15 protein-coding genes are annotated in these 12,454 nt (G+C 36.9%); 6 read left to right on the plus strand and 9 right to left on the minus strand.

The genetic code is table 11. The annotated features are described in order from the left end of the window. Positions 1–56 precede the first annotated feature (56 nt). The gene (locus ACIQXJ_RS15095; RefSeq protein WP_403055473.1) at positions 57–1,004 is read right to left on the minus strand and encodes a peptidylprolyl isomerase; all 948 of its coding nucleotides are present in this window, start codon (positions 1,002–1,004) and stop codon (positions 57–59) included. 142 nt (positions 1,005–1,146) lie between these two features. Between ACIQXJ_RS15095 and ACIQXJ_RS15100 the strand changes: the two genes are divergently transcribed. After that, positions 1,147–1,254 carry a YjcZ family sporulation protein gene (locus ACIQXJ_RS15100; protein WP_080647610.1) on the plus strand — a complete coding sequence of 36 codons (108 nt, stop codon included), beginning with the start codon at positions 1,147–1,149 and terminating at the stop codon, positions 1,252–1,254. Positions 1,255–1,435: 181 nt separating this feature from the next. Here ACIQXJ_RS15100 and ACIQXJ_RS15105 read toward each other — a convergent pair whose 3' ends face one another. From ACIQXJ_RS15105 to ACIQXJ_RS15130, 6 genes are all read right to left on the minus strand, one after another. Continuing rightward, on the minus strand, positions 1,436–1,621 hold the full coding sequence (locus tag ACIQXJ_RS15105; RefSeq protein WP_010857338.1) for a hypothetical protein: 186 nt from the start codon (positions 1,619–1,621) through the stop codon (positions 1,436–1,438). 70 nt (positions 1,622–1,691) lie between these two features. Further along, positions 1,692–2,237 carry a DUF3267 domain-containing protein gene (locus ACIQXJ_RS15110; protein WP_403055471.1) on the minus strand — a complete coding sequence of 182 codons (546 nt, stop codon included), beginning with the start codon at positions 2,235–2,237 and terminating at the stop codon, positions 1,692–1,694. Positions 2,238–2,358: 121 nt separating this feature from the next. Further along, positions 2,359–2,919, minus strand: coding sequence for an HTH-type transcriptional regulator Hpr (locus ACIQXJ_RS15115; protein ID WP_029747195.1), 561 nt, complete (start codon positions 2,917–2,919; stop codon positions 2,359–2,361). Positions 2,920–3,075: 156 nt separating this feature from the next. After that, positions 3,076–3,471: a YtxH domain-containing protein gene (locus ACIQXJ_RS15120; RefSeq protein ID WP_403055469.1), complete on the minus strand. Its 396-nt coding sequence runs from the start codon at positions 3,469–3,471 to the stop codon at positions 3,076–3,078. Between the two features lie 204 nt (positions 3,472–3,675). Continuing rightward, a complete protein-coding gene (locus ACIQXJ_RS15125; protein WP_403055467.1) occupies positions 3,676–4,212 on the minus strand; it encodes a tryptophan transporter in 537 nt (178 codons plus the stop codon). A 164-nt stretch (positions 4,213–4,376) separates the two neighbouring features. Further along, positions 4,377–4,790 carry an HIT family protein gene (locus tag ACIQXJ_RS15130; RefSeq protein WP_403055465.1) on the minus strand — a complete coding sequence of 138 codons (414 nt, stop codon included), beginning with the start codon at positions 4,788–4,790 and terminating at the stop codon, positions 4,377–4,379. A gap of 107 nt (positions 4,791–4,897) precedes the next feature. On the opposite strand from ACIQXJ_RS15130, the gene ACIQXJ_RS15135 reads away from it, so the two are divergent. Together ACIQXJ_RS15135 and ACIQXJ_RS15140 are read left to right on the plus strand one after the other, a co-directional pair. After that, positions 4,898–5,647: an ABC transporter ATP-binding protein gene (locus tag ACIQXJ_RS15135; RefSeq protein WP_403055463.1), complete on the plus strand. Its 750-nt coding sequence runs from the start codon at positions 4,898–4,900 to the stop codon at positions 5,645–5,647. Then, on the plus strand, positions 5,631–6,815 hold the full coding sequence (locus ACIQXJ_RS15140; protein ID WP_403055461.1) for an ABC transporter permease: 1,185 nt from the start codon (positions 5,631–5,633) through the stop codon (positions 6,813–6,815). Before ACIQXJ_RS15135 ends, ACIQXJ_RS15140 begins: the two co-directional genes overlap by 17 nt. 78 nt (positions 6,816–6,893) lie before the next feature. On the opposite strand, the gene ACIQXJ_RS15145 is transcribed toward ACIQXJ_RS15140, so the two are convergent. After that, positions 6,894–8,054: an amidohydrolase gene (locus ACIQXJ_RS15145; RefSeq protein WP_403055459.1), complete on the minus strand. Its 1,161-nt coding sequence runs from the start codon at positions 8,052–8,054 to the stop codon at positions 6,894–6,896. A 25-nt stretch (positions 8,055–8,079) separates the two neighbouring features. Then, a complete protein-coding gene (locus tag ACIQXJ_RS15150) occupies positions 8,080–8,598 on the minus strand; it encodes an antibiotic biosynthesis monooxygenase family protein (RefSeq protein ID WP_401014456.1) in 519 nt (172 codons plus the stop codon). Positions 8,599–8,831: 233 nt separating this feature from the next. On the opposite strand from ACIQXJ_RS15150, the gene hemE reads away from it, so the two are divergent. The 3 genes from hemE (at position 8,832) to hemY (ending at position 12,372) form a co-directional block, all read left to right on the plus strand. Continuing rightward, positions 8,832–9,884, plus strand: coding sequence for a uroporphyrinogen decarboxylase (gene hemE, locus ACIQXJ_RS15155; protein WP_402890423.1), 1,053 nt, complete (start codon positions 8,832–8,834; stop codon positions 9,882–9,884). Between the two features lie 122 nt (positions 9,885–10,006). Continuing rightward, positions 10,007–10,927, plus strand: a complete 921-nt coding sequence (hemH, locus tag ACIQXJ_RS15160; RefSeq protein ID WP_403055457.1) for a ferrochelatase — start codon at positions 10,007–10,009, stop codon at positions 10,925–10,927. Between the two features lie 14 nt (positions 10,928–10,941). Next, the gene (gene hemY, locus ACIQXJ_RS15165; protein ID WP_403055455.1) at positions 10,942–12,372 is read left to right on the plus strand and encodes a protoporphyrinogen oxidase; all 1,431 of its coding nucleotides are present in this window, start codon (positions 10,942–10,944) and stop codon (positions 12,370–12,372) included. Positions 12,373–12,454: the final 82 nt, after the last annotated feature.

The following is a 12,454-nucleotide window of genomic DNA, read 5'->3' on the forward strand; positions in this document are numbered from 1 at the left end:
ACGAAAAGGGTTACGCCTGAATCGGCGTAACCCTTTTTCATATAGTAAAATAATTACTATTTAGATTCTTTATCTTTACTTTCATCTGCAGCTTTTTTAGCAGCTTCTTCATCTGCTTTTGCTTGTTCTTCACTTGTTGTTGTAAAAGATTCTAATGCATCTTTTAATTCTTTATCAGAAGTTTTGAAGTTTGCATCTTTTGCTAATTGAGCGATGATGTCTTTTAACAATGTTTGTGCTTCACCAGTTTGTGTAAGCTTGTTTAACATTGTTGTACGAATTTTTTCTTCTTCATCTTTAAATGAGCCTACATCTTTTACATCGCGCTTTTCCGTAATTTCAATTACGTGGTAGCCATAGCTTGATTTAATTGGCTCACTTAATGTGTTTAATGGAAGGGCATAAGCCGCATCATTGAATTCATCTACCATAGAACCAACTGTAAACCAACCTAACTCTCCGCCTTTTGCTGCAGAACCAGTATCAGTTGAGTATTCTTTTGCAACATCAGCAAAAGAAGCGCCACCTTTAATTTTTTCAATAGCTTCTTTCGCAGTTTTTTCATCTGCTACAAGAATATGGCGACCATTTAATTCTGTTTTCATTTGCTCATAATATTTTTTTACGTCTTCTTCTTTAATTGCTTTGTCTTTTAAAGCTTTTTCTTGAAGTAGTTGTACGCGTAAAGAATCTTTAAAGCCTTGTTCAGTTAAGCCATTTTCTGCTAGTGCTTGTGCAAAGCTATCGCCGAACTGAGATGCAGTTGCATCATATTGTTCTTTAATTTCTTTATCAGTCACTTCATATTTGTCTGCTAATACTTTTTCAGTCACTATCTGTTGTAATACATAAGAGCCTGTTAAAGTTTTCGCTTTTTCGTTAAAATCAGATACTGAAATATCGCCTACTTTAGATGTAACTAATGCTTTGCTATCAGCTCCACTACAAGCACCAAGAGCTAAAATTGAGGCTGCTAATGTTAAAGATAATACAGTCTTTTTCATATGGATATTCTCTCCTTAATTCATTTCGTCCATTTTTTACTATAACATAAACGTTTTAAAAACAAAATGGTTCCCCCTTGAGTATAGCCTAAATTTCAAATTTCAAAGCGCATAGGATATAGAAAAGAAAGGGGGTGAAGTTATGAGCAACGGAGGATACGGTGGTGGCGGTGGCTACGGCTCAGGCTTTGCTTTATTAGTTGTGTTATTTATTTTATTAATTATTGTTGGTGCAGCGTTTCTATACTAATTAATAAAATGCCGAAAAGCTAAGGATATGCTGTTCCTTAGCTTTTCTTATCAATATCTAGGCATTCGCTCCGCACGCTTGGGTCGAGGCCGAAAAAATTTGGCGTCAATTAAATTCCCAATTGCTGCATGGATGTTTTAAATACATGACCCGCGTGCGGACTGGCGCGGATGCATCTTCATTAGACCGCAAATAAAATTTCAACATAAAATGAAACAAGTAAAATTGTGATAAGTATATTGATAGTTCGGAATATCTTTGGTTGGTTTTCTTCGGGAATTTCACGTCGCATGCACAGTGCATAGGTCATGCGATTGATTTGAAATAAATAGAATACCGAGAATAGAACTACAATCATTAATAGCAAGTCTATTCCTCCCCTCTTTCAGTATTATTAGCATATCAAAAAACGTCAATAAAACACAAGTACAAGCGAATCAGTTAATTGTAGGTGGTACTAAAATTTCATAGCCCTTCGGTGTTTCTTCAACTTGGGCATCTTTAGGTGAATTCAACAAATACTTCACGTAAAGAATATCAATTAAACATAAACTACAATGATACGCTAAAAGTAATGTACCGTAATGTGTATAGGCAGGTAGTAGCCATGTAGCAATAACGATACTTGTATTTAATATGATAAATGGTGCAAGTAATGCGAAAATATATCGGTTTTTAGATAATGGCTCACGGATACGCATGTGCAGTACAGGAATAAAGTAAAATTGTTTCTTTATACGTAATTTGAGATGCTGGCGTAAGTCATATAATGCTAGAAAGTGTATACATTTATGAATAGGATAAAGCGCAAGGACGGCAATTACAAATAGCCAGAACAAATGATCAGTATAATATTCATCGTTAAATAAATTAAATGTCACATAGGACACGGAAAAGACAGTGAGAAAAACAATTACACCCATTATTACAATACGTGTCGTTCCATAATGATGTTCAAGGTTTAAAATTTTCCAACAGTGCATGTTAAATATCAACTCCATAATAGGGAAGGTTCCTATTCAATGTAAATTGATTTCTATAAGATTGCAAGAGAAAGGAGGTATTTCAGAAATGTTTCTGAAATGCCTCCTTTTTTAGCATAAATTATCCTTTTACAGTTGAACGTTCTTCTAATGTGTCAAAGGAATCACGGAAGTGTTGAAATGAACGTTCAAAAATATCGATGAAGTCCTCACCGTAAATATTACGAATAACAGCCATCACATCTAAAAATTCTGGGAAACGACCATACAAATCTTTTAAAGCTAGCGAACCCTCAAGCACAGAATGATATGTGTTATGATAATTGCTATTCATTTCAATAATAAGGTCTGTCCCTGTTTCAGTTAGCTCTACATAAGTATTACGTTTGTCATCGTCGCGTTTCGAAAACTTCAGTAAACCACGTTCCTCTAACTTTTTCGAAAAGTTAAATGCTGTTGAAACGTGCATTACACCAAATTTTGCTACGTCTGAAATGGAAGCCCCTTTTAAATGATATGAAATCCACAATATATGGTGCTCGTTAATGTTTAAATCGTATGGTTTAATCCATTGTTGCCAATCTTTTTCAACTGCTTTCCATAAAGCTTTTGATAATTGTGCAATTCTTTGACTATATAGCATTGCTTCTTTTTGAGTGTATAATTCCTCTGACAAAGCCATCACCTACTGCTTTCTTTAACGTTTTAAAATTATTATAGCAATAAAGAAAAAAAGTTTAAAGTTAGAAAAATTAAAAAATTGAAAAGTGGTTAAAAAATAACATTTTTATAATTATTTTTGGTAAAAAAACAGGTTTTAAAATCTTTGCATAAAACTTTATGCCTGCACTTTTTCTTGCGGTTTTTTCTTTTTCTCGGTGAATTGTGCAACGTTTTTCTCGATTTCGTTAATTGAATTCTGTAATGCTTCTATTTCTTGTTGTAAATTATTCTTTGTCGGTTCGATTTCTTGCGTGAAGATAGTAATCGAATGTTTTAGATCATTTATTATTTGTGGTATATTATTTTTTGCTTCATTTGTTAATGTGCCCACGGATTGTTTAACGTTGTTGACTTGATGCTTTACATCTTGAAGCTTGAGCTTTGCACTATCAGTATTAGAAAGTATTGTAGAACGTAATTGTTGGCCCGATTGAGGTGTTGAAAAAAGGACAGCAATTGCGCCTCCTATAATGCCTGTTGTTAATCCGATTAAAAATGGTTGTGCTTTCATAGTAAATACCTCATTTCTATATTTGTTATCTTTCTTCTATTAAACCATGAAATCAGTCGATAAAAAAAGAAAAAAGAAGCTAAACGAGTGATTTTGCCTCACTGTTTAGCTTCTTCCCTTATATTAAGGCTTAAAACGTCTTACGTCCGCGACTACATCCGTTCTACGTTTAAAAAGTAGTAGTACAGTGCGGTTGGTGCTGTTTTATAATGCTTGCGAAATTGCTGTGTTGAATTTAGAACGCTTCACTAGTTTCGCAACGATAGGATAAATAATAACAAATGCTACGACGTTAAATGCCACAGCTGGTATTACAACCCCAACAAACAGCATTGCAAATGTTGCGCCTACGTTAGCATTAAATACAAATAGGGCAACAGATAAAAAGACAGTACCTGATAAAATCGTACCTAATCCAACTAATACAGCGGATACAGCAAAATGATTCGTAACTTTTTTCAGCACGATAAGGATTGCTAAAAATACAAAACCTGTAGCAGCTTTATCAATAATATTAGGGATAAAACCTGCTGGGAATGTTGTAAATAAACCTGAAAGCACCCCTGTTGATAAAGAAAGTAAAAAAGTTTCTTTTATCGAAGGGAACAATAAAATGCCGATAAACATCATTGTTAACATGAAGTCAGGCTTCATTCCATTTACCATACCTGGTGTGACCACATAAAGGGCAGCACCGACACCAACTAAAAGTGCCATTAACACTAGATTTTTTGTATTCATTTCTAATCTCTCCTCAACTATGCTAATCTATTTGTTTCCTAACGTGTCCTCATGACCGTTAGCGAAACTTATTTGTGATTGTACGCTAAAATTGATCGTTTGACAATAGCGTTAAATGTCCAGTTAATAAGCTGTTTTGTACTAAATTGTTTAAGTGCCTGGCACTATAAATTGGCTTTAATGCTGTTGGCTACTTCTGTTAATTGCTCTTGTGTATATGTTTGTGTTTGCCAAATTAAACCTAGGCCTTCTTTTTCATTGTAACGCGGAATAAAATGTAAGTGATAGTGGAAAACGGTTTGTCCAGCTGCAGCACCATTGTTATTAATTGTATTCATACCAATTGGGTTAAATGCTGCTTTAATGGCATTGGCAATTTTTGGTGCGACTGCATATAAATTACGTGCTACATCTTCTGGCATTTCGAATAAGTCCTGGCAGTGATGTTTTGGAATTAATAATGTGTGACCTTTTGCAACAGGTGAAATGTCTGTGAATGCATAAACATGTTCGTCTTCGTAAACTTTTGTACTTGGAATTGATCCATCAATGATTTTGCAAAATAGGCAATCGCTCATTCGTAAAATCCCCCTTAAATTTTTATATGTAAGTTTATTCTATCATACTCATAACTGAATCATTTGCTAATTTTTGATAAAATAATAACAAGAAGAGGAGTGAGGGTATGTCGGTATTAGAAGTGCAGCATGTGACAGGCGGTTATACTAAAAAGCCTGTTATTAAAGAATTGTCATTTACAATAGGTAAAGGAGAACTTGTCGGGCTAATTGGTTTAAATGGTGCAGGTAAAAGTACAACCATTAAACATATAATAGGAACGATGCTTCCAAAAGAAGGCGACATTCGTCTAAATGGCGTGACGTTAAAAGAAAACACGGACAAGTATCGCACAGCATTTTCATATATCCCTGAAACACCGGTTTTATATGATGAGTTAACATTGCGTGAACATCTAGAATTAACAGCAATGGCTTATGGTTTAGATGAGGCTACACTAGCGGCTCGTTCAGAAGTATTATTGAAGGAATTTCGTATGGAAAAACGTTTAAATTGGTTTCCATCGCATTTCTCAAAAGGTATGCGTCAGAAAGTAATGATTATGTGTGCTTTTTTAGTGAACCCGAGTCTGTATATAATTGATGAACCGTTTGTCGGACTGGATCCACTTGGTATTCAATCATTGCTCGATCAGATGGATGCAAAGAAAAAAGAGGGTGCATCCATTTTAATGTCAACGCATATTTTATCGACAGCTGAAAAACATTGTGATCGAATTATTTTATTGCATGAGGGACGCGTTCGAGCGCAAGGAACGATGGCGGATTTACGTAAAACATTTGGAATGCCACATGCAACATTAGATGACCTTTATATTGCAATGACGAAGGAGCGGGACCATGAAGAACTTGCGTGATGTATGGTCCTCGCGCTTCATGCACTATATAAGTGAAGTACAAAAATATATGCAATTTGTTTTCACTGGACATATAGCGCTTGTACTTGTGTTTCTTGTTGGAGCTGGGGGCTATCAATATAGTGAATGGTTGAAAATCGTTGAGTCTGATTTTCCAGCTGAAGGGCTAATTGCCTTGATAATTGGTGTATTACTAGCATTTAGCCGTCCAACGACATTATTGCGTGAGCCAGACCAAGTGTATTTATTGCCATTAGAATCAAAAATGTCGCTGTATTTAAAAAAGGCAATAGGGTGGACGTTTTGGTCACAAGTTTGGATTGTGGCAATTGTTTATATCATTAGTATTCCTTTATTAAAAGCAGTGACGGAATTAACAACATCTAATATTTGGTCACTGTTTTTCCTTGTTATCGCCTTAAAGTTTGTTAGTGTGCAGGGAGAATTTAGTTATCGTTATAGTGAACGTGGTCATTATGTATGGGTAGATAGACTAATACGAGCTATTGTATTTGGTGTAACCGTATATATGGGACTACAAATGCAACTTATACTAGCATTAGTTGCAGCGATAATTGGTTGTGTCTATGTATTAGTGTTTCGCAAAAAATGTGCGAACGAGCCTGTGCCATATGAGCACTTTGTAAAACTAGAACAAAATCGAATGATGAGCTTCTATCGTTTCGCGAATTATTTTACAGATGTACCTCATTTACATGGAAGCATTCGACGTAGAGCGTGGCTTGACTGGTTTTATAATTTTATACCCTATCAAAAGGGAAATGCTCAAAAGTATTTAGTGTTCCGTACGTTTATTCGTACAGATGATCATTTTTATTTATGGCTCCGATTAACTGCTATTTCCGCTGTTATTGCAGCCTTTGTAGATATTCCATTTGTTACATGGATTGTTGCGGGCGCTTTAAGCTTTGCAACGACGATTCAGCTAAAGCAAGCATTATTAGCTAGCGGTGAATTTCGCATGGACATGCTTTATCCATTGCCAGAGGGTGCGCGTAAAGCTGCTGTTAAGCAAGTAGTGCGTCTGACAATGATTGCTCAAGCTATTATTGTCACTCTATGCGGAGTAACGCAGCCGATGTTCTATGTAACAACGATAATTATCCTTGTTGTTAGTGAAATAACGGCAAAGGTGTCAAAACCTTAAAGAGGAAACTCTAGTTTTATTTTAAAAAAGAAAGCTCATTTTGCCTAAGAACATTAGGCGAAATGAGCTTTCTTTGTTTTATTCCACGTTTTGATATTCTAGCGCAGCGCTTAACATAACTTTTGCAGCTACTAGCATACCTTTTTCATCAATATCGAATTTCGGATGGTGATGTGGTGCATATTCAGCAGGCGCGGCCCCTGTGAAGAAGAATGTACCTGGTTTTTCCTCTAAATAATAGGCGAAGTCTTCGCCACCCATCGTTGCTGGTATTTCAACAACATCACAAATGTCTTGTGCGACATCACGAACAAATAATGTTTCTTTTTCATGATTCACGATTGCTGGATAGCCTTTGCGATAGTCTAGTTCAATTGTGCAATCTTGTGCAATTTCAGTTCCGTTCACAACGCGTTTAAATTCACGTTCCATCGTTTCGCGAACATCTTTGTCAAACGTACGGATAGTCCCGTTCAAATAAGCTGTATCTGCAATAATATTATCTGCATTTGACGCAACGAAAGAGCCTACAGTAAGAACTGCTGATTCAGTTGGAGCTACTCGACGCGCTACAAGTTGTTGTAAGTTCATGACAAGTTGAGAGCCGATAACAATAGCGTCTTTCGTTTGATGTGGATGAGCACCATGTCCACCTTTACCTTGAATTTTCAGTTCAAAACTATCAACTGCGGCCATGAGTGGTCCAACGCGGTAGCCAATCATACCCGTCGGATGATTGGATGATAAATGTGTACCAAATATAGCATCAACACCGTTAAGTGCACCTGCCTGTATCATACCGATAGCACCGCCTGGGTCTGCTTCTTCAGCATGTTGATGAATCAGCACATATTCACCTACTAACTCATCTTTCATTTCCCATAAAAGCTTCCCTATTATTAATAAAGTAGCAGTATGACCATCATGACCACAAGCATGCATCACACCATCTACCTTTGATTTATAAGGAACATCTTTTGCGTCTTGGATAGGGAGTGCATCAAAATCGGCACGTAAGGCAATTCTTTTACCAGGCTTGCTACCTTTAATACGTGCAATTAATCCAAAGCCACTTACATTTGGTTCAACAGGAACACCGAGTTTTTGATAGTATTCAATAATATAGTTTGCTGTTTCTTTCTCTTGGAAGCTTAGTTCTGGATGCATATGTAGATGGCGGCGAATGGCCACCATTTCATCAAAATGAGCATCAATTTTGTCGAGTAATTGTTGATTCATAAGTAAGTGCTCCTTTATTAAAAAATTATGCCTCGTCGTCTTCTTTAGGGACAACGCTATAGGTCGTAACATAGGATGCGGCAGAGAAAATATTTTGTTGTCGCACACCAGTTGGTTCTTCACGTTGTGCATGTGCAGTATTATACGCTTTTGAGCTTTTCCATGCTTCAAATGAATGTGGCCCATTCCATTGTGTCATAACAATGTACGTGTCGCCATTTAATGGACGCAATAGTCGGAACGCTACAAAACCAGGCTCGTTTTCAATTGCACGTGCGCGATTTAAAAAACGATGTTCGAATACAGGTTTACCTTCATCTGTCACAGGAATATTATTAAAGACGAAGAAGCCGCGTTCTTCTAATTCGTTTACCGAATCTAACACTTCAAATTTACGAGGTGTAGCAAATACAGATTTCCCTTCAGTTTCATGAATGAGCACAGAATTACCTTCACCATGCATTAAAATCATATGTTCATCAGGATACTTATTTTTCACCTGTTCCATAAACTCTCCTGTGCCAGAAGTTAAATAAATATTCATTATTTTGCCCTCCTTATAAATGTCTAATAATCAGTGATTAACTCCATTTAAGTGTAAGTTACCCGCTTTGTCAAAAAAGAAAGCATGTAGAAAGAACAATTTTATGACATTTCACTAGGAAAACTATACAATAGCAGAGGAAGCGTTTACTATTGAAAACGGATATCAATAATAATGGAATAAACAAGTGATTTTTTTATGATATGAATTTCATCGAGGGGAAGGAATAATTAATGACAACACTTTTTAATGATACACTTCTACGTGCTGCACGCGGGGAAAGGACTGAACATACACCAGTCTGGTATATGCGACAGGCAGGTCGTTCTCAGCCAGAATATCGTGCAATTAAAGAAAAATATTCATTAGAGGAAATTACACATCAACCTGAGCTTTGTGCGTATGTAACACGTTTACCGGTCGAAAACTACAATGTGGATGCAGCGATTTTGTATAAAGATATCGTAACGCCACTACCAGGTATCGGCATCGATGTAAAAATTAAAGCTGGTGTAGGTCCAGTTATTTCAAACCCAATACGTACAGTATCAGATGTAGAAAAATTAGGTGAGTTCAATGCAAAGGAACATACACCTTTCGTTTTAGAAACAATAAAATTACTAACAGAAGAACAGCTTAATGTGCCATTAATAGGTTTTGCAGGAGCACCGTTCACATTAGCGAGCTATATGATTGAAGGCGGACCTTCTAAAAACTATAATAAAACCAAATCATTTATGGTATCAGAACCAAAAGCATGGTTTGCATTAATGGACAAATTGGCAGACATGATTATTGCGGACGTTTCAGCGCAAGTAGAAGCGGGTGCAAAAGCGATACAAGTATTTGACTCATGGGTAGGTGCCTTAAGTGTTGAAGATTATCGTGTGTTCATTAAACCTGTTATGACCCGTATTTTTGGCGAGTTAAAAAAAGAAAATGTACCGCTTATTCAATTTGGAGTTGGTGCAAGCCATCTAGTGAAAGAGTGGCATGATTTACCGATTGACGTTGTTGGCTTAGATTGGCGATTACCAATTAAAGATGCACGTGCAAAAGGTATTACAAAGCCTGTGCAAGGAAACCTAGACCCTTCATTATTACTTGCAGATTGGTCAGTAATAGAAAAACGAACAAAAGATATTATCGATCAAGGCTTAGAGGTGCCAGGTCATATCTTTAATTTAGGCCATGGTGTATTTCCAGAGGTTGACCCAGCAGTATTGAAACGTTTAACAACACTTATTCATGAATATAGTGCACAACAAATTCAAGCACGTTCTTAAGATAAGAAAAAGAGCACATTCTAAATGACGCAATTACACTACTTTTTTGGTGTAATTGTTGTTGACGTACAGAAATCATACAAAAAATATAGTTTAACTATTATTTAGAGGTGAAAAGGGTTATGAAAAAAGTTAAAGGTTTATTAGTAATGGCATATGGTACACCCTATAAAGAGGAAGATATTGAATCCTACTATACACATATTCGTCACGGACGTAGACCATCTGACGAGCATTTAGAAGATTTACGTAGTCGCTATGAGGCTATCGGTGGTCTATCACCACTGGCAGCTGCAACAGAAGCACAGGCTGAAGCTTTATGTGCACGTTTAAATGAAGTGCAAGATGAGGTAGAATACAAACTATTTATCGGTTTAAAGCATATCCACCCGTTCATTGAGGATGCTGTTGAGGAAATGGTTGCAGATGGGATTAAAGAAGCAGTTTCGATCGTGTTAGCACCACACTTTTCGACTTTCTCTATTAAATCATATAATGGCCGTGCAGAAGAAACAGCAGGTGATCGCCTGAAAATTACATCTGTTGAATCTTGGTATGATGAGCCGAAGTTTATTGAATATTGGAAATGTAAAGTGAATGAAACGTTCGATTCTATGACTGAAGAAGAACGAGAAAAAGCTTGTCTGATCGTCTCAGCACACTCACTTCCTGTAAAAATTAAAGAAATGGGCGATCCGTACGAAGACCAACTAATTGAAACAGCTCGATTAATTCAAGAAGCTACGGGCGTGAAAAATGTAAAAGTGGGCTGGCAATCAGCTGGACAAACACCAGAGCCATGGTTCGGTCCTGACGTTCAAGATTTAACGCGTGACCTTTATGAGCAGAATGGGTACCGTTCATTTGTTTACACACCAGTAGGCTTTGTAACAGAACATTTAGAGGTACTTTACGATAACGATTATGAATGTAAAGTTGTTTGTGATGAATTAGGTGCTAACTATTATCGTCCAGCAATGCCTAATACAGATCCGTTATTTATAGATGCTATGGTAGATGCCATTCATAAAAAATTAAGCTAAGCGAAAAGAAAGTGATGATGTTGGTGACTCAAAAAAGACGAAAGGTAGTTGTTGTTGGCGGCGGCATTACAGGCCTCACAGCTGCGTTCTATATGCAAAAACAAGCGCGCGCAAAAGGATTGCCGGTAGATATCGTACTTGTCGAGTCGTCATTACGTCTTGGCGGGAAAATCCAAACTCTTAGAAAAGACGGCTTTATTATCGAGCGTGGGCCAGAATCCTTTTTCGACCGAGAAAATCATGTCCAGGCACTTGCGAAGGATTTAAATATTGAACAAAGGATGCTAACTGGAGATTCGGGGCCAACCTATATAGCTGTTGGGAGTAAATTATACCCGATTCCGAGCAATCTGATGTCTGGAGCAACGCCACATATCTCGTCATTCATTACATCAGGTTTATTTTCACTCAGCGGTAAAATTCGTGCAGCGGGAGATTTTGTCCTCCCGCGTTCTGCACGGGATGACGACCAGCCATTAGGTGAATTTTTTCGAAGAAGATTTGGTGCGGAGGTTGTAGAAAATCTCGTTGAACCTTTACTTGCGGGTACATTTGCAGGAGATATTGAGCAACTAAGCATGAGATCTACATTTCCACAGCTCTACGAATTAGAGCAAAAGTATCGTAGTTTGCTTTTCGGTATGAAACAGTCAGGGACAAATTTTTTAAGTTACAATCGGATAGCGAAGGATAAGGGGATTTTTCAAACTTTTGAAAATGGTCTTGAGACGCTTATCGAAAAACTAGAAGAATCTCTACTTCCAGGGACCGTTATGAAGGGTGTTAAAGTAGAGCAAATTGACCACAGCAAAGATGGTACTGTGCAGGTCGTATTAAATAATTTTTCGCATATAACTGCTGACGCTGTTATCATTGCAACACCATATAATGTTGCACAAATGATGTTTAGTAATCACCAACTTTTAACAGAGTTAAATACGATGAAAGCAGCAACAATTGCAACAGTGACGATGGCATTTAAAAAAGAGCAACTAGGTGACTTGGATGCACTGTCATTTTTTGTCTCTAGAAATAGTGATTTTTCAATCACATCTTGTACATGGATTAATCGAAAATGGCCAAATACTACCCCTCAAGACTATGTATTATTACGAAGCTATATTGGTCGTGTAGGCGATGAAACCATTGTTGCCTTATCTGATTCAGAGATTGAAAAGACTGTATTACAAGACTTAAAGAATACAATAGGAATTGAAGGGGAGCCCGTGACGACGGTTGTTTCTCGTTGGAAAAATGCTATGCCACAATATACTGTAGGACATGAGGCAAAAATTGATCGGGTGAAGAAAGAACTCTATGAACACTTCCCGACAGTAAAACTTGCAGGTAGCTCCTTTGAAGGAATTTCAATTCCTGAATGCGTAGAGCAGGGGTGCAAAGTTGCAAATGAAATTTTAAGCGACATGTTTATACAGGAAGACTAAAAAAGTAGTACAAACTTATATTTGTACTACTTTTTTATTTAATTTAACTATTATTACTTTTTTCTCCACAGTAGAATGTCTT

The sequence above is a fragment of the Lysinibacillus sp. NPDC097868 genome, from assembly GCF_044761135.1.
Lineage (GTDB): Bacteria > Bacillota > Bacilli > Bacillales_A > Planococcaceae > Lysinibacillus.

What these genes read in the sequence shown, in the direction of transcription:
- ACIQXJ_RS15095 (WP_403055473.1), bottom strand. Translation starts at nt 1,004, where the DNA reads ATGAAAAAGACTGTATTATCTTTAACATTAGCAGCCTCAATTTTAGCT.
- ACIQXJ_RS15100 (WP_080647610.1), top strand. Translation starts at nt 1,147, where the DNA reads ATGAGCAACGGAGGATACGGTGGTGGCGGTGGCTACGGCTCAGGCTTT.
- ACIQXJ_RS15110 (WP_403055471.1), bottom strand. Translation starts at nt 2,237, where the DNA reads ATGCACTGTTGGAAAATTTTAAACCTTGAACATCATTATGGAACGACA.
- ACIQXJ_RS15115 (WP_029747195.1), bottom strand. Translation starts at nt 2,919, where the DNA reads ATGGCTTTGTCAGAGGAATTATACACTCAAAAAGAAGCAATGCTATAT.
- ACIQXJ_RS15120 (WP_403055469.1), bottom strand. Translation starts at nt 3,471, where the DNA reads ATGAAAGCACAACCATTTTTAATCGGATTAACAACAGGCATTATAGGA.
- ACIQXJ_RS15125 (WP_403055467.1), bottom strand. Translation starts at nt 4,212, where the DNA reads ATGAATACAAAAAATCTAGTGTTAATGGCACTTTTAGTTGGTGTCGGT.
- ACIQXJ_RS15130 (WP_403055465.1), bottom strand. Translation starts at nt 4,790, where the DNA reads ATGAGCGATTGCCTATTTTGCAAAATCATTGATGGATCAATTCCAAGT.
- ACIQXJ_RS15135 (WP_403055463.1), top strand. Translation starts at nt 4,898, where the DNA reads ATGTCGGTATTAGAAGTGCAGCATGTGACAGGCGGTTATACTAAAAAG.
- ACIQXJ_RS15140 (WP_403055461.1), top strand. Translation starts at nt 5,631, where the DNA reads ATGAAGAACTTGCGTGATGTATGGTCCTCGCGCTTCATGCACTATATA.
- ACIQXJ_RS15145 (WP_403055459.1), bottom strand. Translation starts at nt 8,054, where the DNA reads ATGAATCAACAATTACTCGACAAAATTGATGCTCATTTTGATGAAATG.
- ACIQXJ_RS15150 (WP_401014456.1), bottom strand. Translation starts at nt 8,598, where the DNA reads ATGAATATTTATTTAACTTCTGGCACAGGAGAGTTTATGGAACAGGTG.
- hemE (WP_402890423.1), top strand. Translation starts at nt 8,832, where the DNA reads ATGACAACACTTTTTAATGATACACTTCTACGTGCTGCACGCGGGGAA.
- hemH (WP_403055457.1), top strand. Translation starts at nt 10,007, where the DNA reads ATGAAAAAAGTTAAAGGTTTATTAGTAATGGCATATGGTACACCCTAT.
- hemY (WP_403055455.1), top strand. Translation starts at nt 10,942, where the DNA reads ATGATGTTGGTGACTCAAAAAAGACGAAAGGTAGTTGTTGTTGGCGGC.